The 21,890-nt window shown below is 36.6% G+C and carries 23 protein-coding genes and 1 riboswitch; of the genes, 17 read left to right on the top strand and 6 right to left on the bottom strand.

Translation table 11 applies throughout. The features are described from left to right. The first annotated feature begins 227 nt into the window (after window positions 1-227). The 3 genes from AB9L17_RS16825 (at window position 228) to AB9L17_RS16815 (ending at window position 4,279) form a co-directional block, all read left to right on the top strand. A complete protein-coding gene (locus tag AB9L17_RS16825) occupies window positions 228-2,594 on the top strand; it encodes a BC_2427 family protein (protein WP_375199508.1) in 2,367 nt (788 codons plus the stop codon). Window positions 2,595-2,818: 224 nt separating this feature from the next. Next, window positions 2,819-3,586, top strand: coding sequence for a CsxC family protein (locus AB9L17_RS16820; RefSeq protein WP_223556036.1), 768 nt, complete (start codon window positions 2,819-2,821; stop codon window positions 3,584-3,586). 627 nt (window positions 3,587-4,213) lie between these two features. Beyond that, entirely contained in the window at window positions 4,214-4,279 is a 66-nt protein-coding gene (locus tag AB9L17_RS16815; protein ID WP_368072737.1) for a hypothetical protein, read from the top strand. A gap of 213 nt (window positions 4,280-4,492) precedes the next feature. Here the strand turns inward: AB9L17_RS16815 and AB9L17_RS16810 are convergent, their stop codons facing one another. Continuing rightward, a complete protein-coding gene (locus AB9L17_RS16810; protein WP_083226918.1) occupies window positions 4,493-4,612 on the bottom strand; it encodes a YjcZ family sporulation protein in 120 nt (39 codons plus the stop codon). A 249-nt stretch (window positions 4,613-4,861) separates the two neighbouring features. Here AB9L17_RS16810 and AB9L17_RS16805 point away from each other — a divergent pair, with 249 nt between their 5' ends. The 4 genes from AB9L17_RS16805 (at window position 4,862) to AB9L17_RS16790 (ending at window position 8,739) form a co-directional block, all read left to right on the top strand. Next, window positions 4,862-5,734, top strand: a complete 873-nt coding sequence (locus AB9L17_RS16805) for an alpha/beta fold hydrolase (RefSeq protein WP_375199507.1) — start codon at window positions 4,862-4,864, stop codon at window positions 5,732-5,734. Between the two features lie 371 nt (window positions 5,735-6,105). Further along, window positions 6,106-7,455, top strand: a complete 1,350-nt coding sequence (gene mtaB, locus AB9L17_RS16800; RefSeq protein ID WP_068983629.1) for a tRNA (N(6)-L-threonylcarbamoyladenosine(37)-C(2))-methylthiotransferase MtaB — start codon at window positions 6,106-6,108, stop codon at window positions 7,453-7,455. 221 nt (window positions 7,456-7,676) lie between these two features. Next, window positions 7,677-8,348, top strand: coding sequence for a deoxyribose-phosphate aldolase (gene deoC, locus AB9L17_RS16795; RefSeq protein WP_068983628.1), 672 nt, complete (start codon window positions 7,677-7,679; stop codon window positions 8,346-8,348). Window positions 8,349-8,529: 181 nt separating this feature from the next. Then, the gene (locus AB9L17_RS16790; RefSeq protein WP_375199506.1) at window positions 8,530-8,739 is read left to right on the top strand and encodes a hypothetical protein; all 210 of its coding nucleotides are present in this window, start codon (window positions 8,530-8,532) and stop codon (window positions 8,737-8,739) included. Window positions 8,740-8,767: 28 nt separating this feature from the next. Here the strand turns inward: AB9L17_RS16790 and AB9L17_RS16785 are convergent, their stop codons facing one another. Further along, entirely contained in the window at window positions 8,768-9,649 is an 882-nt protein-coding gene (locus tag AB9L17_RS16785; protein WP_068983627.1) for a LysR family transcriptional regulator, read from the bottom strand. Window positions 9,650-9,746: 97 nt separating this feature from the next. Between AB9L17_RS16785 and AB9L17_RS16780 the strand changes: the two genes are divergently transcribed. Further along, a complete protein-coding gene (locus AB9L17_RS16780; RefSeq protein ID WP_068983626.1) occupies window positions 9,747-10,514 on the top strand; it encodes a sulfite exporter TauE/SafE family protein in 768 nt (255 codons plus the stop codon). A 130-nt stretch (window positions 10,515-10,644) separates the two neighbouring features. Here AB9L17_RS16780 and AB9L17_RS16775 read toward each other — a convergent pair whose 3' ends face one another. Beyond that, window positions 10,645-11,085: a DUF3021 domain-containing protein gene (locus AB9L17_RS16775; RefSeq protein ID WP_375199505.1), complete on the bottom strand. Its 441-nt coding sequence runs from the start codon at window positions 11,083-11,085 to the stop codon at window positions 10,645-10,647. A 4-nt stretch (window positions 11,086-11,089) separates the two neighbouring features. After that, a complete protein-coding gene (locus AB9L17_RS16770; RefSeq protein WP_223556019.1) occupies window positions 11,090-11,542 on the bottom strand; it encodes a LytTR family DNA-binding domain-containing protein in 453 nt (150 codons plus the stop codon). Window positions 11,543-11,699: 157 nt separating this feature from the next. Between AB9L17_RS16770 and AB9L17_RS16765 the strand changes: the two genes are divergently transcribed. The 6 genes from AB9L17_RS16765 (at window position 11,700) to AB9L17_RS16740 (ending at window position 16,305) form a co-directional block, all read left to right on the top strand. Next, window positions 11,700-12,323: a CPBP family intramembrane glutamic endopeptidase gene (locus AB9L17_RS16765; protein WP_068983624.1), complete on the top strand. Its 624-nt coding sequence runs from the start codon at window positions 11,700-11,702 to the stop codon at window positions 12,321-12,323. Window positions 12,324-12,617: 294 nt separating this feature from the next. Further along, window positions 12,618-13,106 carry a MarR family transcriptional regulator gene (locus AB9L17_RS16760; RefSeq protein WP_068983623.1) on the top strand — a complete coding sequence of 163 codons (489 nt, stop codon included), beginning with the start codon at window positions 12,618-12,620 and terminating at the stop codon, window positions 13,104-13,106. Next, window positions 13,081-14,295 carry an MFS transporter gene (locus AB9L17_RS16755; RefSeq protein ID WP_068983622.1) on the top strand — a complete coding sequence of 405 codons (1,215 nt, stop codon included), beginning with the start codon at window positions 13,081-13,083 and terminating at the stop codon, window positions 14,293-14,295. The genes AB9L17_RS16760 and AB9L17_RS16755 overlap by 26 nt, the downstream gene beginning before the upstream one ends. 585 nt (window positions 14,296-14,880) lie before the next feature. After that, window positions 14,881-15,108 (top strand): spore coat associated protein CotJA, encoded by a 228-nt coding sequence (locus AB9L17_RS16750; protein ID WP_068984061.1) that lies wholly within the window; start codon window positions 14,881-14,883, stop codon window positions 15,106-15,108. Beyond that, window positions 15,101-15,364: a spore coat protein CotJB gene (locus tag AB9L17_RS16745; protein ID WP_068983620.1), complete on the top strand. Its 264-nt coding sequence runs from the start codon at window positions 15,101-15,103 to the stop codon at window positions 15,362-15,364. Before AB9L17_RS16750 ends, AB9L17_RS16745 begins: the two co-directional genes overlap by 8 nt. A gap of 371 nt (window positions 15,365-15,735) precedes the next feature. After that, a complete protein-coding gene (locus tag AB9L17_RS16740; protein WP_068983619.1) occupies window positions 15,736-16,305 on the top strand; it encodes a manganese catalase family protein in 570 nt (189 codons plus the stop codon). 67 nt (window positions 16,306-16,372) lie between these two features. On the opposite strand, the gene AB9L17_RS16735 is transcribed toward AB9L17_RS16740, so the two are convergent. Continuing rightward, window positions 16,373-17,029, bottom strand: a complete 657-nt coding sequence (locus AB9L17_RS16735) for a potassium channel family protein (protein WP_068983618.1) — start codon at window positions 17,027-17,029, stop codon at window positions 16,373-16,375. Between the two features lie 25 nt (window positions 17,030-17,054). Further along, entirely contained in the window at window positions 17,055-18,392 is a 1,338-nt protein-coding gene (locus tag AB9L17_RS16730; protein WP_068983617.1) for a TrkH family potassium uptake protein, read from the bottom strand. 137 nt (window positions 18,393-18,529) lie between these two features. Then, a riboswitch (cyclic di-AMP (ydaO/yuaA leader) is annotated at window positions 18,530-18,672 on the bottom strand. Between the two features lie 354 nt (window positions 18,673-19,026). On the opposite strand from AB9L17_RS16730, the gene rpsU reads away from it, so the two are divergent. The 3 genes from rpsU (at window position 19,027) to floA (ending at window position 21,869) form a co-directional block, all read left to right on the top strand. Next, window positions 19,027-19,200 (top strand): 30S ribosomal protein S21, encoded by a 174-nt coding sequence (gene rpsU, locus AB9L17_RS16725; protein ID WP_004227078.1) that lies wholly within the window; start codon window positions 19,027-19,029, stop codon window positions 19,198-19,200. A gap of 332 nt (window positions 19,201-19,532) precedes the next feature. Beyond that, entirely contained in the window at window positions 19,533-20,861 is a 1,329-nt protein-coding gene (locus tag AB9L17_RS16720; RefSeq protein WP_375199504.1) for an NfeD family protein, read from the top strand. A gap of 3 nt (window positions 20,862-20,864) precedes the next feature. Continuing rightward, complete coding sequence (gene floA, locus AB9L17_RS16715; RefSeq protein ID WP_068983615.1) at window positions 20,865-21,869, top strand: flotillin-like protein FloA; 1,005 nt, start codon at window positions 20,865-20,867, stop codon at window positions 21,867-21,869. The last annotated feature ends 21 nt before the right edge of the window (window positions 21,870-21,890 follow it).

Raw genomic sequence — 21,890 nt, 5'->3', positions numbered from 1 at the left:
CGGGGAACAATAGAAAAGTGCTTGTTTTTAGGCATTTGTAATAAAATGGGTTATTACGTGAGTTTTTCTTGAAGAAAACGAATTTTGATCATGTTTCCTAGAAGAACTCAAAAGTTTAAACGAAAAATCGATCAAGAAGATGTCTTAGTTGAAAAAAAGCGTAGGAATATTTTAAGAATTAACTGTTGCACTTTATTTCTTAAAACTTTATTACGAGGAGTGAATTAATGAAAACTCCATGGATTAACTATAGTGAGATGAAGGGAATTTCTTCTAAGCAACAAGTTTTCATCATTTGTAAGAGTCAAATTAAGCCTCCAAAAAGACAAGATTATACATCTGAACTTAATTCTACATGTGAAATGTTAAATTCTCCTGATTCCGATTTTGTAAATGATCTCCTTGATATAGAAAAAGAAGATAAAAGTAGCCCTGTAGAGGTAGCGAATCTTGCAGCACATCTAGATTCCAATCGAGAACGGCTCATTGCTTCTGAAATTAAAATTGAGGATGGAATGAATGATTTTCTTAAAACAGAAGAGGCAGATGAAACGAATCCTGTAGAAGAACAGGATGTAATAGCACATCTAGATTCCACACGTGAACTACTCATTGCTTCTGAAGTTAAAATTGAGGATGGAATGAATGATCTCCTTGAAAAAGAAGAAGTAGATGAAACGAATTCTGTAGAAGAACAGGATGTAGCAGCACATCTAGATTCCACACGTGAACTGCTCATTGCTTCTGAAATTAAAATTGAGGATGGAATGAATGATCTCCTTGAAAAAGAAGAGGTAGATGAAACGAATCCTATAGAAGAACAGGATGTAGTAGCACATCTAGATTCCACACGTGAACTGCTCATTGCTTCTGAAATTAAAATTGAGGATGGAATGAATGATCTCCTTGAAAAAGAAGAGGTAGATGAAACGAATCCTATAGAAGAACAGGATGTAGCAGCACATCTAGATTCCACACGTGAACTGCTCATTGCTTCTGAAATAAAAATTGAGGATGGTATGATTGATCTCCTTAAAACAGAAGAGGCAGATGAAACGAATTCTGTAGAAGAACAGGATGTAATAGCACATCTAGATTCCACACGTGAACTACTCATTGCTTCTGAAGTTAAAATTGAGGATGAAATAAATAATCTCCTTGAAAAAGGAGAGGAAGATGAAACGAATTCTGTAGAAGAACAGGATGTAGCAGCACATCTAGATTCCACACGTGAACTACTCATTGCTTCTGAAGTTAAAATTGAGGATGAAATAAATAATCTCCTTGAAAAAGAAGAGGAAGATGAAACGAATTCTGTAGAAGAACAGGATGTAGCAGCACATCTAGATTCCACACGTGAACGGCTCATTGCTTCTGAAATTAAAGTTGAGGATGGAATGAATGATTTTCTTAAAACAGAAGAGGAAGATGAAACGAATCCTGTAGAAGAACAAGATGTAATATCACATCTAGATTCCACACGTGAACTACTCATTGCTTCTGAAATTAAAATTGAGGATGGAATGAATGATTTTTTTAAAACAGAAGAGGAAGATGAAACGAATCCTGTAGAAGAACAGGATGTAGCAGCACATCTAGATTCCACACGTGAACTGCTCTTTACTTCTGAAATTAAAATTGAGGATGGAATGAATGATTTTCTTAAAACAGAAGAGTCAGAAGGAACCAATCCTATGGAAGAACAAGATTTTGCAGCTCAACCAGACTCTGATCGTGCATTTATAAGTTTTTCTGAAACCGCTGGTGAGGATAAAATTATGAGTCTTACAGATACAGAAGATATGGGGAAAACCAATCCTGCAGGTCATGTCAGTGCATTTCCCGATTCAATACAAGGAAAAGTATGTTCTCTAACCAAAAAAATCCTAATTTCTACCCATGTAGAAATTGATGATTTTCTCCATGCGCCTATCTGTGGTGAGATCGCTAAAAATACATTTGAATTTTTTGATCAAAACAATCTCCTTTCTCCTCAATTTGAAACCAAACTAATTAATACAACGATGGATTATCCTGAACAGCCTAATTGTCGTTTGGTTCGTTCTAAAATAAATGAATGTATATTTTTAATGAAAAATGATACTTTTGATAACAATAATCAGAAGAATAATCCGTTTAAATCAGTTGCAGTTCCCTTACATAATACACAATCAATTAAAAAAGGAGAGACAAATAATCACTCTTGCACTTCAGATGACTTTATGAATATTAGAGTTCCGGTTGTAGTAGGAGAGTACAAAATTGAAATATGCCTGGAAGAATATTTTGTATTTGACAATGGGATTGCAGGAGTTAAAGACATCTCGAATGAGATAGTATTAACCAATAGTAGATTTGTACCTAATCAGTTTTCTCAATCATTAGGTAATGGGACTTGTACAGCGTTAAAGGGAAATTTATTTATTGAAGGCTTTATAAATCAAAATATTGAGTATACGGCATTACACACTATGAGTGAAGTTCTTGCAGAAAATGAGTCATTACTTCATTCAAATCAACTGTGCCAAAATATGGTATTAGAATTAGTCGTTCATATGCTACAAGTACAGCAAATTCGAGTGTTGAGGGTCTAGAGGATAATTGAAACTTATTGTTCACGTCAAAAATCTTTTTTTAACTTCTTTCAGCAAATGCCTTTTGTAGCGAAAGCAAAGCGACAGCTACAATTCTGACGAGGCATAATTGATTATCAGTTAAATAACTAGTATATACGTCTATGCATATAGCTAATTACTACATATTCTAGCAATATAGAGAGCGCTCTCTAATACTAAAAAAAATGAAAAGAGGAATTTGTTTGAGTGAACAATTAGAAAATCAATGCCTTCCTTGTCCAGTGTCATCGACTGAACAAATACCATTAGCTAGTGAAGTTACTCCAATACACGCTACACCAGTTACGGGTCCAATTATTAAAGTACCAGTTGTACTTGCAGAACCGACACTTCAAATAGTTGTGGAGTCGGATATTACGCTTACTCCAGCAGCAACTGAAATCAAAAGAGTGAAAAAAAATGTATTCCTAAATCAAGTTAAACTAGTACCGGTTAGCTTTGCACGTATTGGTACCACTGACTTTTTTAAGGTAACAAGGGCTAAATTATTTGTAGCAGGGCATATTCGTAAAAATATAGAATATGCTTCAGCAGCATGTAATGGGGCACTTCGAGATAGAATTGCCGATGTTCAGTTTTCTGGATTTACAGATCTTACTTTCCCACAAACACCGGAAGGTCCTACTCCGATCTTTGGAATTTCCGAGTTTGCAGAAGTAAACTTCCTAAATGAAAACACTCAAATGGATGCTCGATTGGATAAGGCTTTCTTCCAAAATCTTGTTAAATATAATGAACAACCATTTGGCGAGTTAATAGCTGCAAACTTCTTTGAACTTGATTTTTCACCAGTTATGGCAGAACCAGAAGGTACTTTCAGCACATTACGTGAAAAAATTGTGCTGGAACTTACTGTGAAAGTAGTGCAAGTTCAACAAGTTCGCCTTGGACCTGGAAGTCAAATAATAACTCCTGTTCTTTTAGGACTTACTCCTCCTGCTGGTCAATGATAATCACTAGTTTTAGAGGATTATAATACATGAACTGACTACCCACTGCGTAGCTAACGATTGAAGTGGGAGTCTTCTGTCTGGAAATGATAAAAAGGGCTGTTCAATAAAAAAATGTAATCATAAAAAATTGTAATCATAAAAAAAGCCCTGAAATATTTAATGGCCATAGACAAAAATCCAAGAATTGAGTTGACAGTTGAAAATTCGGTCAATCTAATTTTCAACTGCTTTTTATAATTTATCTTCTTTTAGCAAATATTTTTTGTAACAAGTACTTTGTGTAAGCATAAAGGCGAATTCGGACGCAATTATCCCAAGGTATAATTAATTTACCAAAGTAACGAGCGGTCAAAAATTGTGAGTTGCCATCTCTAGGTTGTGCCTGAGTAAACGTCATTATGATTGCGAATAAATGCAGTCGTGGTAAGGCTTGAAGGAGTAGGAAAAACCCCTACTCAATGAGTAATTCTAACATAAGAGCCGATTCAAAAAAATTTGAATCGGCTAAAATACATAGTCCACATAAACTCGTTGGAATAGGTTTGATTTTTTAGTAAAATTCCCTATTTAAGCATTGCAGGATTACCTGAACCCATTGATCACGAATACAGTGGTAAATTTAATGTGCGTGTTCCTAAGACATTGCATAAGCAGCTGGTACAAGAAGTAGAAGACGAGATGTATCATTAAATCAATATGTTGTTTATAAGCTTTCTAAATAAGTTATCGAGGTCACGTTCTTTTGAGCGTGGCTTTAATTATACCTTGAGAGGTAGAGTATGACTTTGAAAGAGGCAAAATTAAAAGGGTCACGCGGAGGATAGTGACCCTTACTAATTTGAAGGTGTAAAGGATAAATTTCATTATCCTAATAGTTATGAGCATTAGAGACAATGTCGAGTATTAATAATATTTTGACATCATGAAACCAGCACCGACAATAATAAGAAGAATGAATAGAACGACAATTAGAGCAAATGATGAGCCAGATCCATAACCACCATTACCATAATCTTGAGACATAATTAATTCCCTCCTTCCTATAATCTATAGTATGAATAGTCGTTAAAGTGAATTGCGATATTCATCTATTTTACAAAAATAAAGACATATAAATTGAAATAAATGTTAAGACATTGGGAGTTCAAAGAAGAACAGGGTAATAGGGCTTCAGCTCTTTCTTGTGTTTCTTGGTGATTAGAGTGTTAGAACCTCTCAAAGGCAGTAGGCATAAGCTGATAATGAATATCGAATTGAAAGGGTGTCTTGTTCATGTATCCTTATCTTCAATTTCCCTATCGTGATTATAGGTTGATGCCAAGCGATTTTTATTACTCCCCTTATTCTGAAGGATGGTCGATCAGGAACAATGGTGCTCCTGAATTTGATGAAAGACACCGTTTACCATCGCAGCAACGACTTACCTTCGTGCTTGTTCATGGTTCTTGGGCCGATGCGCACTTCTGGGACGGTGTAGCTGCAGAATTGCGCAGTCGAGGGCATATCGTCTATACACCTGAATATGCAGGTCACGGCAAAAATCCGAACAAAAATGTCACACATGCAATGATCACGAAGTCCATCGTTGATTTTATAACAAAATGGAACCTACGTAACTTTGTTCTTGTTGGGCACAGTTTCGGAGGAACAGTCATCCAAAAGGTTGCAGAGCAAGTACCTGAACGCATAAAGCGACTTGTCTTCTGGGACGCGTTCGTACTGAAAGACGGAGAATCGGTTGCTGACGAGTTCCCGCCCCAAATGAGACAAGGTTTTGAACAGCTCAGAGCTAGCTCAACGGACGATACTATTATGCTCCCGTTTCCCTTGTTTCGAGATTCGTTCGTCAATACGGCCACTTTTGAGGAAGCTAAATGGATGTATGAAGGCGTCACTCCCGAACCGGCAAAGCCACTTTTCGAGAAACTGGATCTTAAAGCGTTCTACTCGCTATCTACGCCCAAAAGTTATGTCTATTTTTATCAAGACAACGCATTGCCACAAGGAGAGGGCTACGGCTGGCATCCGAATATGTCCAGACGACTCGGTCAGTTCCGGCTGATCGTAGGGGACGGAGACCACTTTACAGAGCGTACAAGGCCTGCTATGGTGGCACAGAAGCTTTACGAGGCAGGTCGCGACTGACGTACTGTGAGCAAGATTAAGTTAATGGTAAACTATACTTATATAACCAGAAAAAGACCATTCCGTGATGGGCGGTCTTAATTTTTGTCAAAAGCATGATACCTATAATAGTAGAAAGATCACCTTTTTACTGGTGGTCCTGCACTAGTGAATTTGTGACGTTATCAACACCCAGGCGAAGATTAAGTTCTAAGGGAAGACTACTTTTAAGTCATAGAAACAAATGACAGGTATTAAAAATGGTGCCTGTTTTTGATGAAATATAATAAGCATAGCCAAAAAGCTAGGCTCATTATATTTATTTGTGCTATTATAAGACACGTTGATAATTTAATTTATTGTAGTGCACTCTTGAAAGGATGATATATATTATGAGTAACGAGCGATCAAAAATCGTGAGTTTCCATACTCTAGGTTGTAAAGTAAATCATTATGAAACAGAAGCAATTTGGCAGTTATTTAAAGAAGAAGGCTATGAACGTACGGAGTTTGATAAGCAAGCCGACGTTTATGTCATTAATACGTGTACTGTAACAAATACAGGGGATAAAAAATCACGTCAGGTCATTCGACGTGCTGTTCGTCAAAATCCAGATGCTGTTATTTGTGTAACAGGATGCTATGCTCAAACGTCTCCAGCAGAAATTATGGCGATACCTGGCGTTGATATTGTTGTTGGAACACAGGATCGTACAAAATTGCTTGGTTATATTGAGCAATATCTTAATGAGCGTCAACCGATTAATGCTGTACGCAACATTATGAAAAATCGTGTGTATGAAGAACTAGATGTACCAGCATTTACAGACCGTACACGTGCATCTTTAAAAATACAAGAGGGCTGTAATAATTTCTGTACTTTTTGTATTATTCCGTGGGCTCGCGGGTTAATGCGTTCTCGAGACCCTAAGGAAGTATTAAGCCAAGCACAACAACTAGTGGATGCAGGGTATCTTGAAATTGTCTTAACTGGTATTCACACAGGCGGTTATGGACAAGACTTAAAAGATTACAACCTAGCACAATTACTACGTGATATAGAGGCGAATGTTAAAGGTTTAAAACGTCTCCGTATTTCTTCGATTGAAGCAAGTCAATTAACAGACGAAGTGATTGAAGTGTTACGTGAATCAAAAATCGTAGTTAACCATTTACACATTCCAATCCAATCTGGCTCTGACACTGTTTTAAAACGTATGCGTCGTAAGTATACGATGGAGTTTTTCGGTGAACGCTTAACTAAACTACATGAAGCTTTACCAGACTTAGCAGTTACATCTGACGTAATTGTAGGTTTCCCAGGAGAAACTGAAGAAGAGTTCATGGAAACGTATAACTTTATTCGTGATCATAAGTTTTCTGAATTACACGTATTCCCGTTCTCTCCACGTACAGGCACACCAGCTGCACGTATGGAGGACCAAATTGACGAGGATATTAAAAACGAACGTGTTCACCGCTTAATCGCTTTAAATGACCAATTGGCGAAGGAATATGCTTCTCGCTTTGAGGATCAAGTACTAGAAGTAATTCCAGAAGAATTCGTGCATGATGGAAGTGATGAGGAAGGACTTTTAACAGGTTATACAGATAACTACTTGAAAGTAGTATTTGAAGGTCCGGAAAGCCTAATCGGTCAGCTTGTGAAGGTGAAAATTACCCAAGCTGGCTATCCTCATTCTAAAGGACAATTTGTGCGTGTATTAGAAACAGTTAAATAGTAAAAGGATTGCCTATCATTTTTTGATAGGACAATCCTTTTTTGTTTCTTTTAAAAAATCTACATGCTGAGCAGTAACTTTGTGGGAGTGAATCAAGTGAGATTTCTAAGAGTTACCAAAATTGTCATCTAATAAAAAGAAAGAAATTAGACGACAACGTGAAAAAATGGTATGATGCCAAAGAGGTACGTACAACTTGTTGATAGAAGGAGAGTCTAATAATGGAACATAATTTTGCGCGTATGATTGATCATACATTATTAAAGGCAGAAGCAACAAAAGAACAAATCGAAAAACTTTGTGCCGAGGCAAAACAATTTAGCTTTGCTTCTGTTTGTGTAAATCCAACTTGGGTAAAATATAGTAGTGAGCTTTTACAAGGCTCAGATGTTTTAGTTTGTACTGTAATTGGCTTCCCTCTAGGTGCTAATACTCCAGCAGTTAAAGCATTTGAGGCAAAAGATGCGATTGCTAACGGCGCTAAAGAAGTAGATATGGTCATTAATATCGCTGCTTTAAAAGATAAAAACTATGACCTTGTACAAGCGGATATTGCTGCAGTTGTTGAAGCGGCAAAAGGCAGTGCGCTAGTGAAAGTTATTATTGAAACTTGCTTACTAACAGAGGAAGAAAAAGTGAAAGCATGTGAGCTAGCGGTCGCAGCAGGGACGGATTATGTGAAAACATCAACAGGCTTCTCTACAGGTGGCGCTACAGCAGAGGATATTGCTTTAATGCGTAAAACAGTAGGTCCAGAGCTAGGTGTAAAAGCGTCTGGCGGTGTTAGAAGCTTAGAGGACATGAAAAAAATGATTGATGCTGGAGCAACTCGTATTGGAGCAAGTTCTGGTGTAGCCATTATGAATGGGCTAATTGCAGATTCTAATTATTAAGGTTACTTAAATCAAATATAGTAGGTGGTGGGGTTGTTCTTTACGAACTAGCCCCACTTTTATTGAAACTTGGACTTCATGCCGCTGCTGCAGTCCATCTATATAATGCACCTAGATAGGTTTTTTAGATCCTCTGCGATAAAAGGGAGGTTCTGTACGTTATTGTGTCCAGGTACTAGCCTTGCCCTACGCTCATCGGACGCCCCCAGGAAGCTTTGCTCTGTGCGAAAGCGAAGCGTCAGCAACAATGTTTTATCTGCGCGAAAGCGAAGCGTCAGCGACAAATGTTTTATCTGCGCGAAAGCGAAGCGTCAGCAACAAAGCGGCCCAGTCGGAACGGAAATCAACCACACGATATGGTGATGAACGAGCCTCTAATACAGATGGTTAATCATTACACCAGTTAAATAACCTAATTATCACTTTATATCTAAGTTTTCTTTTAGAAATTGTATAAAGGGGTGTTCAATTGTTTCATTTTTCCTCGTGCAAATAAATAAGCTTTGTTTAATATCAACTCCATCAATATAAATCCGAGCTAACTTTTGGCTTTCAATGCTATTTGTCACACTAAAAGAAGGGGCAAGCATAAAGCCATAACCTGCTTCAACAACCTTGATCGATTCATGTAAGCCTTGCATTTGGACGCCTACTTTAGGTAAAGGACAATCATTTGTGTAAAATATAGCTTCAAGTAAATCTAGCGTGGCGCTACCTTTTTCTCGATAAACTATTTCCTCTTTTGATAAAGTCTTCAGCGGTACCGTTTGGTTCGCCAGTTTATGCAATGGATGTGCGACAAAATAAAAGTCTATGTCTACTATTTTTTCGAACTTTAAATCCTCTCGTTCTAGATTGCCTTGAACCACAAATCCAAAGTCAGCTTGATAATTTAGTAATTGTTCTTCTACATTCTTAACATTTCCTAATGAAATAAAAAATTTTACGTTTGGCTTCATCAATTTATATTCCGCAATATACGGAGGCAAAACATAATTAATCGGAATATAGGATGAGGCAATTTGTATTTTTTCTTCTTTTGTTATAAATGTTTTTATTTTCTCAGTCATTTGTTCTTCTAAATAAAATAAGCGTTGACCTTGTTCGTAAATGTATTGTCCTTCTGTTGTAAGTTGAATACCACGCCCTTTATTTTTGATTAATTTTAGATTTAATTCTCTTTCTAAATTACGTATTTGAATTGTGACAGCAGGTTGACTTAAGCGTAGTTCATTTGCAGCTGCCGTAATACTTCCTAGCTTAGCTACACTAGTAAAAATTCGTAATGCATGTAAGTTCATAAAACACCTCTTTCATAAAAAAAAATTATGAATTCGCTAAAAATATTAAATTGTTTTATATGGATTATATCAGTATTTTTAAGGTAGAGGTGATTTTATGGGAGTTTTATTAAGTGAGTGGATTTCAATAAATGGATTGCAACTATTTATTATTGGGGTAATTGCCGCAATTATAGGTGTTATGTTTGGTGCAGCTGGATTTATTTTATTGCCTGCTATGTTATTAGTTGGAGTTCCAATACACACAACTGTTGCGATCAATAAATTTGCAACAGGCGTTTCAGCTTTATCAAATGTTATAACATTTATTGTAAAAAGAAATATTTCAATTCAAACCGTTATACCCCTTATTATAATTTCTAGTTTTGGCGGTGTAATGGGTGCATTTTTTGCTACTCGATTATCCGAGCAAATAATGAATGTTATCGCTTGTATCATACTTATTTTTGCCTTTTTCATTGTAGTAAAGAGCAATAAATTTCTAGCAGCTGATGAAAAAGAAACGGAAGTACAGCCGACATCATTGGCTATTCCATTTCTTATTAGTATGTATGATGGGGGTTTTGGACCAGGATCAGCATTGATGAATATAACGTATTATTTGAAAAAGCATTATCTTTATATAAAAGCAGTTGAATTTACACGAATCATATCATTTTCAAGTTGTTCAGGAGCATTTGTCTTTTACTACTTTTTAGGCATTATGAATTGGGGAATTGCTATACCTGTAACTGTTGGCTCAATTTTCGGATCGTTTATTGGATTGAAAATTTTACCTTATATGAAAGGCAAATGGATTCAAACGCTTTTACCTATTATCTTTTTCTTGTTAATTGTACAAGTAGTTTCTGATTTGTTATTCTAGTAACTTTCAGGCATCTCGAAGCCTTTTTGCGCTTACCTGTTTTACCTAAAAACCTTAAACTATAGACCAAATCATCCATTCTAAAAATGATGTGAGTTGAAATTTCACATCATTTTTTTGTATAAAATTATTATAGGTTGTTATGGTGCTTATTGATTAGCTCATCAATCTTTCTATTCATTTTTTTCGCTTCAGTTTGGTTATATAAATAAAATAGCAGCCAAGAAATAGTAAAAAGTAAAATACTGAAAAATAACATTAACAGAATCGATCCTAGAGATGATGCTGGAATCCAATTTAAAAGTAACGCAACAACTAAAAATATTCCTATAGAAATGGTAAAATGGATAGCCGTTTGTTGTAAAAACGTTAAACGCTCTACTTTATAAATAGATGATGGTAATACACAAGCAACGCCTACAATTATTGAACCTAAAACCTGATGTATGAAATCAGCCATAACAGCTTCTAAAAAATTGTCTCCAAAAATCCAATAACCAAAAAGATTAATAACAACAAAAACTGTACATCCCATACTTATACCAAATCCTACATTCTTAATAAAATGCATCTATTTAAACCCCCAAACGCTTTTTAAATTGCTTACGATAATTACGAGAAATTACTTCTTTAATGCCTAAAACAAGCTCAATTTCCATTGTGCCATTAAATGAAGCCTCAATATTTTTAATTTTTGATAGGTTTATAATTGCAGATTTAGAAATCCGTATAAAATTATTCCCCAATAGTTGCTCTAATTCATATAAAGGTTTACTTAAAATAAGACGATGATCATCCTCATCGTATAAAGCTAATTCTCTGCCTTCAGTTCGAATAACAATAATTGAATTTGGATTAATGATATATGTTTTATTATTGGCTATTCCTGTTAAAATTTGTTCTTCATTCTCTTGTTGTAATAATGAAATAGCAGCTTGAATCGTTGGAGTAAGTTTTGCTGTACAAATTGTAATGTGTGGTTCTTCATACTCTGTATCAATTTTTATCTCTATTTTCAGAATTATCACCTCTCAAAAAATTATAGCATACCCAGTGTTTGGGAAAATGCAGGTTATTCTTTGAAAAAGGCATGTTACACAATCGTGGCAACATGTTACTCCAAACGCATTGTTTGCGTGCTTTTCATTCGATATATTGAGCTCAAAAAGGAGGTTGATTTATCGTATGGGGGCATTAACTACTTCAAAAGAAAGAATTAAAACAGGTTGGATATTGACGATTATTGCGATTATTCTCACGGCCAGTATAATTTTTTGGTTTGTGAATAATCCAGTAGGTTTTATTGAACAAGGAATTGGCTATAGGAGAGAAGTAATTTCACATTTATATATTTGGATTTTTATACTTTTGATTGTAATAGGTTACATCGCCTATACAATCATTGCATTACCTTTCGTAAGAGCACATTTATTTACCTTTTCCTGGCTTAAAATAATCGGTATATGGGCTGCTATTGTGACTGGAATAGTTGAAGAAGTGATTTTTAGACATTTACTTATGGAATATTTATTATCTATTGCATTTTCAGATATATTGCAAATACTAATTTCTGGACTACTATTTGGAATGGCTCACGGTGCATGGATACTTTTGAGAGGAGAGTGGAAGATTGCACTACCTGTGATTATATGTACTACAATTTTAGGAAGTCTTCTCGCAATATTATATATTATGGCTGGAAGAAGTACCTTTGCTCCAATCGTAGCTCATATTTTCATTAATTTAGTGATCGAGCCCTGGTTAATGTTATCTGCCGTTTCTGGGAAATGGGATAGTAAAATAAAGTAGTTGTACTATTGTTAAATTATTGGTCGTCAGTTTTATAAGAGTAACTTCTTAGAAAAACTAAAATTGTAGGGAGAGGCAATAAACTACCCTAATGCTAGGTTATTCTTCAAAAATCGTGAAAAGCATCTACTAAAAAGAATTGCCCCGTAAATGTTAGAAAAAATAATTAACATTTATGGGGTGTTTTATGTCACAGAAGAAAGTTACTGAGAATTGACATAATAAAAAGATTGCTGTATTTTTGAATTATAGTTAACTGGTTAACAATAATTACGTGGTAAAGGAGAAGTATAAATGGATAAGAAGGAACAAGTAATAGATGCTTTGCAAAACTTTATTACTGAAAGAGAAGCTTCGCAAAAGAAAAGAAGTGTTGCTAGCAGGGGAGAGGAAGAAAGTGATGCAATTGTATTAGATTGGACACTTACTCAATTACATATTGTTGCAATGGTTAAGGAATGTGGATCAGCTAATAATAGTGAGTTATCTAGTAAGTTGAATGTTTCCAAGCCTGCTATTACAAAAGCTGTAAGAAAGTTATTACAAAACAACATGATTGCGAAAACTCAGCTTGAGAGGAATAAAAAAGAGATTCATTATGTATTAACCGAGTCAGGTAAAAGATTAGCCCTTGTTCACGAACAATTACATCAAAAAGCAAGAAATAAATATTTAAGTTTACTAAAAAAATTTAGTGATACAGAATTAGATGCTATTACTAAATTTTTGAATGTTGTTACAGGAAGCTTGAAAGATAATGAAGAACAAAGTGGATGTGATTAAATTGCGCGGTCGAATATTCAAAAATAAAGTACTTGTTTTGTATTTGTTGAGTATCAGTGCTTTTTGTGCTTCTTTATTTCAGAATATATACACCCCAACAATTCCCCTTATTCGGGATTCATTTGGAGTGAGTATTAATTGGGTAAATTTCACTGTTGGTGGTTTTATATTTGTTACAGCAATTATGCAGATTGTTTTAGGGACATATATTGATTCAAGAAGCCAAAAAGAGTTGTTAATTACTAGTTTAGTGATTACTAGTGTTTCCTCAATAGTTTGTGCATTCTCTACGAATTTTACGATATTTATGATTTTTAGGATGTTTCAATCCGTTGGTACTGCAATCATCCCTTTAGTGGCGATTAATATGATTGCGCAGTTGTTTGAAGGAGAGGCAAGAGGAAGTGCAATGGGAACATATCAAATACTTCTCACTCTTGCTCCTGCCATTTCGCCAATTTTAGGTGGATTACTTGGGCATTATTCTGGATATTCAGGTGTTTTTTTATTTCTTTTTACTATTTCAATTATCCTACTAATGCTTTTTTGGTATTTACTTCCTGGTGATAGAGCGGAAAGTCGTCCATCTAATAATAAAGGTATTTTAAATATATACATTACCGTTCTATCTAATCGTACAGGGGTAACTTCGTTCATTTTAGGTTTTTTTGTATTTTTTATATACTTTTCTATTCTTGTCTACCTACCAGTACTCCTCAGTGATTATTACCATGTCTCATTGCAAATAATTGGTATACTGTATTTACCTTTAACGGTTAGCATGATTATAGGAAGTGTATTATACAAACGTCTACAGAAAAAAATAGCACTAAAAAAATTACTTCTCGCTATTTTAGTTTTAATGCCATTGCAAGTGATTCTATTTGGCTTGTTACAAGCAAGTTCAATAGCTGGATTGAGTATTGTGCTATTCTGCTATGGAATAACTGTCGGTTTTGCTCCTCCTCTTTTCTCAACTATTATAAGTAATGAGTATTGCGACAACAGAGGGGCTGCACTTGGACTTTTTAATTTTATCCGTTATTCAGGAATGGCTATAGGCTCAATAATTGCTGGACTCTACAAAGTGATGTCAGTATCTCTTTTATTTATAATTTTAGGGATTCTACTATATCTTATTGCAATAGTACAATATCGGATATTAAATAAAGCAGCAGCTCAAGCTTAAGGCTACCATTTAGGTGGCTTTTTAACCTTGATTCCAGATTCATCATCCAATTCATTGCGTATGCTACTTTGTACATGTGACTTTTCGTTATTTTGATTAGTGCTCATCTGGCTCATCACCAAAAGTTGTGGATGACATTTGTTAAAACATATACTATATAAATAAGTTGATTGGAGTGGAGGCTGGGTGACTCCTTGGGGATCAGCGGTAGAGGAACGAAGGCTAAGAGCATCACGTCCTGTGATAACGCCTTCGTAACCTACATCGTGTAGGCCCGAGACCCTAGAGCGAGCAACGCGAGTGAAGCGGCTCATCGGACGCCCCCAGGAAGCTCTGCTCTGCGCGAAAGCGAAGCGTCAGCGGCAAATGTTTTATCTGTGCGAAAGCGAAGCGACAGCAACAAATGTTTTATCTGCGCGAAAGCGAAGCGTCAGCGGCAAAGCGCCCAGTCGGAATGGAAATCAACCACATGTTTTGGTGATGAACCGCTCATCTGGTGAAGTATCCTTTAATTTCCACCAGAATAAAACCTTGAACTGCCTCATATACTCCACTGATGCAATTGATTGCGGAAGGGAGGATACAATGTTTACACAATTTAAGTATTGGAAGCCTTATATTAGCCCATTCGATCCTTGTAAGCCTATTAAAGTGAAAAGCTATTCTACACCACCTCAGCTGTATATGGGTTTTCAACCACCTGGGCTACCTCAATACCCAACCCCTAAAGAAGCTCTTAAATCAGGAACGCTTTGGCCCCAACTATTTAGCCCTTATCCAGATCCTCAAAAAGGAGGGATGAAGCATGAGTAAAGAAATGCCACCCGAATTTTATAAGCTCCTGGAGGAATTACAAGCAATAGATTTTGTAATAGTGGAATTAAATCTTTATTTAGATACGCATCCTCACGATTATGATGCCATTCAACAATTTAATGAAAACACAGAAAAAAGTATGAAACTTAAGGTTGAGTTCGAGCAAAAATTTGGACCGCTGATGAATTTTGGCAGAAGTTATTCGCAGTATCCTTTTACTTGGATTGATACACCATGGCCATGGCAAGTCTAACTTCTTTTTTGTAACGAAAGTGAAACGGCAGATGCAGAAGTCCACCACCCCTAAAGGTGTTGAAATGAATGCGGGGGTGGGTTACTTTCATCAGATGCCTAAACATCCGCTGAAATAAAGGAACTCAGGCTAAGAACTTCACATCCTGTGAAAACGCCTGAGTGACCAACGTTATGTTGTTGTTGTTGTTGTTGTTGTTGTTGTTGCCGCTACGCTTTTGCACAGACGAAACCCTTGTGCTGCCGCTACGTTAGCACTGCGCTTTCGCACAAAAAATATCTGTTGGTCTAAAGTCTCCGGTATATGTCACGGAATTCGGACGCAATTATGCAGAGGCATAATTGATTATGAGTAACTAGGAGGAATTATTTTTGTGGTATTATGAAAAGAAGCTCCAATATCCTGTAAAGGTGAGTACATGTAATCCGACGCTAGCAAAGTATTTAATTGAGCAATATGGTGGTGCAGATGGAGAATTAGCAGCAGCACTTCGGTATATGAATCAGCGCTATACTATTCCTGATAAAGTGGTGGGGTTGTTAACCGATATAGCGACCGAGGAATTTTCCCACTTAGAAATGATTGCAACAATGATTTATAAACTCACTAAGGATGCTACTCCTGAGATGCTAAAAGAAGCGGGCCTTGGCGAGCACTATGCCAATCATGATCGAGCATTGTTTTATCAAAATGCGGCTGGATCACCGTTTACTGCAACATATATTCAGGCTAAAGGGGATCCGATTGCTGATTTATATGAGGATATTGCAGCTGAAGAAAAAGCACGTGCCACATATCAATGGATTATTGATTTATCAGATGACACGGATTTAAATGATAGCTTGAAATTTTTACGTGAACGAGAAGTTGTCCATTCTCAACGTTTCAGAGAAGCTGTAGAGATTTTAAAAGATGATAGAGATCGAAAGAAATTCTTTTAAAGCAAATAAGAAAAAGAAATAGGGTATATCAAAAGAAAACTCCTTTTGATATACCCTATTTGATTGCTTATTCGATATTTGCGAATAAAGCAAGATCCTTCCGGTGACCAATCATTACTAATAAATCTTCTTTTTCAATAATCTGCTCAGGTGAGGGAGAAATGATAATGTCTCCTTCTCGAACAATGGCAATGACACTTACATTATATTTCGCGCGAAGGTCTAAATCTCGCATATTTTGTCCAGCCATCTTTGAAGGAATCATAATTTCTTCTATACTGTATTCTTTTGATAATTCAATATAGTTTAGCATATTGGGTGAGAGAAGCTGATTGGCAACTCGCTCTCCCATATCTCTTTCAGGATAGATAATCCAGTCAGCTCCTACTTTATCTAAAACTTGCCCGTGTCTTTTTCCAAGAGCCTTTGCAATCACTTTTTTGATGCCAAGTTCTTTTAATAACGATACGGTTAAAATGCTCGATTGCATATCATTGCCTATTGCAACGATGACATAATCGAAATTGCCTATTCCTAAAGAGGTAAGAGCTTTTTCTTCTGTCGTGTCAGCGACTACTGCATGTGTCACATATAGTTCGGCATCTTCGACTCTTTCCTCATTAATGTCGATTCCTAAAACTTCCTGCCCAGCTTCATGTAATCTGCGAGCTACACTTGTTCCAAATCTACCTAGGCCAATTACAGCATATTGTTTAATAGACATTGCACTCTACACTCCTTTATCGTGATTACCCAATCATAATATTTCCCTTAGGATGACGGAATGCCTCAGATTTCCGTCGTTTTGTTATGGCAAAAGCAATTGTTAATGGACCTAATCTACCTGCAAACATTGTCAATATGATGACGAGTCGGCCACCAGGTGATAGCTCTGGAGTTAGACCCATTGAAAGTCCAACTGTAGCAAACGCAGAGGTTGCCTCAAATAAATACATCATAAAACTATGTCCTTGCTCGGTAATACTTAAGACAAACGTGACGAGTATAACAATCATCATTCCGCACATTGTGACTGTTAAAGCTTTTAATATGGTTTCGTTAACTATTCTACGTCTAAAGAGGACAACATCTTCTTTCCCTCTAATTTGTGACCACATCGTGGCAACTAAAAGCGCGAAGGTTGTTATTTTTATTCCGCCAGCAGTGGAACCAGAACCTGCACCAATGAACATTAGTAAGATGATTAAAAATAGTGTGGATTGTGTTAAGTCTCCTATAGGAAGAGTATTAGAACCAGCAGTCCTTGGGGTAACAGCTTGGTATAATGAACCAAGAAATTTGCCCCATTCAGACAATGGTCCAATAGTTTTGCTATTTCCATATTCAAATAAGAAAATTAAAAACGTCGAGCCAACTGTTAAAATAAGCGTTGTGGTTAATACAATTTTTGAATGCACGGAAAGGCGTTTTGTTTCCCGATATTCATATAGTTCATTTATGACGATAAACCCTAAGCCCCCAATTGTAATAAGAGCGCAAATAGTTAAAACGATAAACGGGTCGTCTACATATTCGGTCAACCCATTAAAGCCCCCCATTAAATCAAATCCAGCATTATTAAAATTCGAGATGGAATGGAAAAAACCATAATATATAGCTTTACCTACAGGCATATCGAACGAAAAACGGATAGATAAAATTAAACCACCTATTATTTCAATTACTGCAGTAAAAAGTAATATCCGTCTAACCAATTTGACAAGACCAGCCATTGTAATATTATTGAAGGCCTCTTTTAATAAAAGTCTTTCTTTTAAGGAAATTTTTTTTCCTAATAGTAAAAATAATAATGTTGCAAACGTCATAAAGCCTAATCCACCAATTTGGATAAGAAATAAAATGACTAGTTCTCCAAATACTGAAAATGTATCGCCAGTATCCACAACAACCAAGCCAGTTACACACGTTGCAGAAGTCGCCGTAAATAATGCGTCTAAAAAAGAAAGTCCCTGACCATTCTCTGTCGAAATAGGAAGAGTTAACAAAAGTGTTCCAATCAGGATAATAGTTGCAAAGCCCAACACCAGTATTTTAGGAGGATTTAATTTATTTTTAACTGTTTTCATTTTAATCTCCTCAATGTTTGGATAAAGATTTTTAAAATCATTAAAAAAATTTACATAATAAAAAGACCAACTGTTTTGTATGTTTCAAGATTATAAAGGCTTAAAAAATAAACATACTCATAATAGTGGTCTAACATGACCCCCTTCGCTGGAGCCGACGAAGTTAGCTGACGGGTAGAATGGCGAAAGAGTTTCTCATTCCTTCTGCTCATGCAGAATTAACCCCAAAATACTGGTTCCTCCGTTCTCAAACATTATTGAGATTAGGCTGTTATGCAATTGAATGTGATTATTCTACGCCTATATTCTATTTTTTGTAAACCATAAATTTTTTTGAAATACATAATTATCCCTCATTAACGGGCACGAGAACGCCAAGGGCAAACAAGGTGGGGTCTATCTGCCCTAATAATCAGCGGGGATAAAGATACCTCCGAAGATGAAAAGATTCAATTTATTGTGGTCAAAAAATCAACCTGAAATTCCTCAAGAAATAAAATTAAAAATTCACCATATTAATTCTTACACTTTCTATTGACCATTTTTAGACAATACGTTATAATTCTTTAGTACACAGCAGAAGGTTATTTGCCTATTTGTGTACTGACGTGTGTTCGGAGGGAGGGAAAGAGAGATGTCAAAAACTGTCGTTCGCAAAAACGAATCGCTTGAAGATGCTCTTCGCCGCTTCAAACGTACTGTATCAAAAAGTGGTACAATTCAAGAAGTTAGAAAGCGCGAGTTCTACGAAAAACCTAGCGTTAAACGTAAAAAGAAATCAGAAGCTGCACGTAAACGTAAGTGGTAATTTAATTTCCCATTAAAAATCCCTACGTTCATAACACGCAATTGTATGATTCACTGAGCAGACAAAAATATACCTGAAATTAATCATTTTTTGGTTAATTTCGGGTATTTTACTTTGTGCTCAAATTTACGTACATATCGAAGAAGCCGAATGTGATCATTGCGATCCATTCGGCTTTTTATGTTACCGTTGATACATTGGTAACTATATCGACTAATAAAGTCCCACAGATGTAATAATCACTGTATAATAAAATTATTAGGATTTGTGAAACTTTTTACATGGTCAGTCGTATATACAGTAGAGAAGCATGTTAGAAGGGAGGGAAAAAGATGCGAAGACGGAGGTTCCTCAGCTATTTATTAGTTATTTGGATGACTTTTTTGTTAGCGTTTCCATTAACGTCGGCTTTTGCAAGTAGCAAGGTCTACCACATACCTATTCATAATGAAGTAGAACGAGGGCTTCACGCATTTTTAGAACGAGCTTTTAAAGAGGCGGAAGAAAACAGTGCAACAGCAATAATTCTAGACATTCATACGCCTGGAGGTTTCGTGAATGCAGCGGGTGAAATTGCTATGCTTATGGATGCAACGGACATACGTACGATTGCGTATATTAACAAAGACGCGCATTCTGCAGGTGCCTTTTTAGCCTTACATGCGGATGAAATCTATATGGTGCCAAATGGAACAATCGGTGCGGCTGCAGTAATCGACTCAGCAGGGAATATGGCAGATTTAAAGGCTCATAGTGCGTGGCTTGCTCAAATGGAGGCAGCTGCGGAATCGTCAAATCGCAATCCAAAATATGCACGAGCAATGGCTGATGCATCCATTAATTTACCACAATATCGGGCAGAAAAAGGGAGATTATTAACTTTATCTGCTTCAGAGGCAAAAGAAGTTGGTTATTCTGAAGAAACCGTTTCGAATTTCCAAGACCTTTTAGAAAAAACGCAATTAAAAGGTAGTGATGTCGTACAGATTGAACCTACTTTTTCAGAAAAAATTGCTCGTTTTATTACGAATCCAATAATAATACCAATACTGTTGTCGATTGCTAGCTTAGGGCTTGTCATGGAGCTGTTTTCGCCAGGTTTTGGTGTTCCGGGTGTAATGGGATTGTCAGCTCTTGGATTATTTTTCTTCGGTCATATGGTAGCAGGCTTGGCTGGGTATGAAACATTACTTTTATTTATTGTAGGTTTAGCTCTTGTCATTGCGGAGTTTTTTGTCCCCGGAGGTATTGTTGGTGTTTTAGGTGGTGTACTTATATTACTAAGTCTAATACTGGCAGGTGCAAACATGATGCAAATGATTTTAGCGATTTTCATTGCTCTTGTTGTAGCGATAATAGGAATGGTGATTCTGATGAAATTTTTCGGTAAAAAATTGCATGTTTTAAACAAGCTAGTCTTGTTGGATGCGACAACAACGGAAGAAGGCTATGTGTCTAACGTTAATCGCACAGAGTTGCTCGGAAAAGTGGGTAAAACAATTACACCACTCCGTCCGGCAGGTACAATGCTATTTGGTAGTGAACGTATTGACGTAGTATCAGAAGGTGGCTACGTTGATGCAGAGGAACATGTAGAAATTATTAAAGTAGAAGGCTCGCGTATTGTTGTGAGACCAACAGAAAAAGAGATGGAGGAATAGCAAATGGGTTTTGATTTAGCTTTAATAGGTCCAATTGCAGGGCTAGTCGTATTGTTTATTGTGCTCGCGGTATTCTTTACCTTTGTGCCAGTGGCGCTGTGGATTTCTGCACTTGCAGCAGGTGTCCGTGTTAGTATTTTCACGTTAATCGGGATGCGTTTACGTCGTGTAATCCCATCACGAATCGTGAACCCGTTAATTAAAGCACATAAAGCGGGATTACCTGTTACGATTAATCAACTTGAAAGTCACTATTTAGCAGGTGGTAATGTTGACCGAGTAGTCAATGCGTTAATCGCAGCTCATCGTGCAAATATCGAGTTAACATTTGAACGTTGTGCGGCAATTGATTTAGCAGGTCGTGATGTATTAGAAGCTGTACAAATGTCTGTTAACCCGAAAGTTATTGAAACACCATTTATTGCAGGTGTTGCTATGAACGGGATTGAAGTAAAAGCGAAGGCACGTATTACAGTGCGCGCAAACATTGAACGTTTAGTCGGTGGTGCTGGTGAAGAAACAGTTATTGCCCGTGTAGGTGAGGGGATCGTTTCTACAATCGGTAGTGCCTCTAGTCATACGACAGTTCTTGAAAATCCTGATATGATTTCTCAAACTGTATTATCAAAAGGTCTAGATTCTGGGACAGCATTTGAAATCTTATCGATCGATATTGCAGACGTTGATATCGGCAAAAACATCGGTGCAGAATTACAAATTGAACAAGCGCAGGCAGATAAAAACATTGCCCAAGCGAAAGCAGAGGAACGTCGTGCAATGGCCGTAGCGAACGAGCAAGAAATGATTGCGCGTGTACAAGAGATGAAAGCAAAAGTAGTAGAAGCAGAAGCTGAGGTACCACAGGCAATGGCAGAGGCTCTACGTTCAGGTAATCTTGGTATTATGGATTACATGAACTACCGTAATATTCAAGCGGATACAGCTATGCGAGACTCCATTTCTAAAGTAAGCTCAGATAAGCCAGAAACCAATGAATCTAACGCATAGAAACGGAAAGGAGCGGTACTA

This window comes from Lysinibacillus sp. RS11, assembly GCF_042019215.1.
Classification (GTDB): Bacteria; Bacillota; Bacilli; order Bacillales_A; family Planococcaceae; genus Lysinibacillus; species Lysinibacillus xylanilyticus_A.
Note: the sequence above shows the minus strand (reverse complement) of the source record. Positions and strands in the feature narration are given on the sequence as shown.

Excerpts from the sequence above, each read along its gene's own strand:
- AB9L17_RS16825 (WP_375199508.1), top strand. The coding sequence starts at position 228 with ATGAAAACTCCATGGATTAACTATAGTGAGATGAAGGGAATTTCTTCT.
- AB9L17_RS16810 (WP_083226918.1), bottom strand. The coding sequence starts at position 4,612 with ATGTCTCAAGATTATGGTAATGGTGGTTATGGATCTGGCTCATCATTT.
- AB9L17_RS16805 (WP_375199507.1), top strand. The coding sequence starts at position 4,862 with ATGTATCCTTATCTTCAATTTCCCTATCGTGATTATAGGTTGATGCCA.
- mtaB (WP_068983629.1), top strand. The coding sequence starts at position 6,106 with ATGAGTAACGAGCGATCAAAAATCGTGAGTTTCCATACTCTAGGTTGT.
- deoC (WP_068983628.1), top strand. The coding sequence starts at position 7,677 with ATGGAACATAATTTTGCGCGTATGATTGATCATACATTATTAAAGGCA.
- AB9L17_RS16785 (WP_068983627.1), bottom strand. The coding sequence starts at position 9,649 with ATGAACTTACATGCATTACGAATTTTTACTAGTGTAGCTAAGCTAGGA.
- AB9L17_RS16780 (WP_068983626.1), top strand. The coding sequence starts at position 9,747 with ATGGGAGTTTTATTAAGTGAGTGGATTTCAATAAATGGATTGCAACTA.
- AB9L17_RS16775 (WP_375199505.1), bottom strand. The coding sequence starts at position 11,085 with ATGCATTTTATTAAGAATGTAGGATTTGGTATAAGTATGGGATGTACA.
- AB9L17_RS16765 (WP_068983624.1), top strand. The coding sequence starts at position 11,700 with ATGGGGGCATTAACTACTTCAAAAGAAAGAATTAAAACAGGTTGGATA.
- AB9L17_RS16760 (WP_068983623.1), top strand. The coding sequence starts at position 12,618 with ATGGATAAGAAGGAACAAGTAATAGATGCTTTGCAAAACTTTATTACT.
- AB9L17_RS16755 (WP_068983622.1), top strand. The coding sequence starts at position 13,081 with ATGAAGAACAAAGTGGATGTGATTAAATTGCGCGGTCGAATATTCAAA.
- AB9L17_RS16750 (WP_068984061.1), top strand. The coding sequence starts at position 14,881 with ATGTTTACACAATTTAAGTATTGGAAGCCTTATATTAGCCCATTCGAT.
- AB9L17_RS16745 (WP_068983620.1), top strand. The coding sequence starts at position 15,101 with ATGAGTAAAGAAATGCCACCCGAATTTTATAAGCTCCTGGAGGAATTA.
- AB9L17_RS16735 (WP_068983618.1), bottom strand. The coding sequence starts at position 17,029 with ATGTCTATTAAACAATATGCTGTAATTGGCCTAGGTAGATTTGGAACA.
- AB9L17_RS16730 (WP_068983617.1), bottom strand. The coding sequence starts at position 18,392 with ATGAAAACAGTTAAAAATAAATTAAATCCTCCTAAAATACTGGTGTTG.
- rpsU (WP_004227078.1), top strand. The coding sequence starts at position 19,027 with ATGTCAAAAACTGTCGTTCGCAAAAACGAATCGCTTGAAGATGCTCTT.
- AB9L17_RS16720 (WP_375199504.1), top strand. The coding sequence starts at position 19,533 with ATGCGAAGACGGAGGTTCCTCAGCTATTTATTAGTTATTTGGATGACT.
- floA (WP_068983615.1), top strand. The coding sequence starts at position 20,865 with ATGGGTTTTGATTTAGCTTTAATAGGTCCAATTGCAGGGCTAGTCGTA.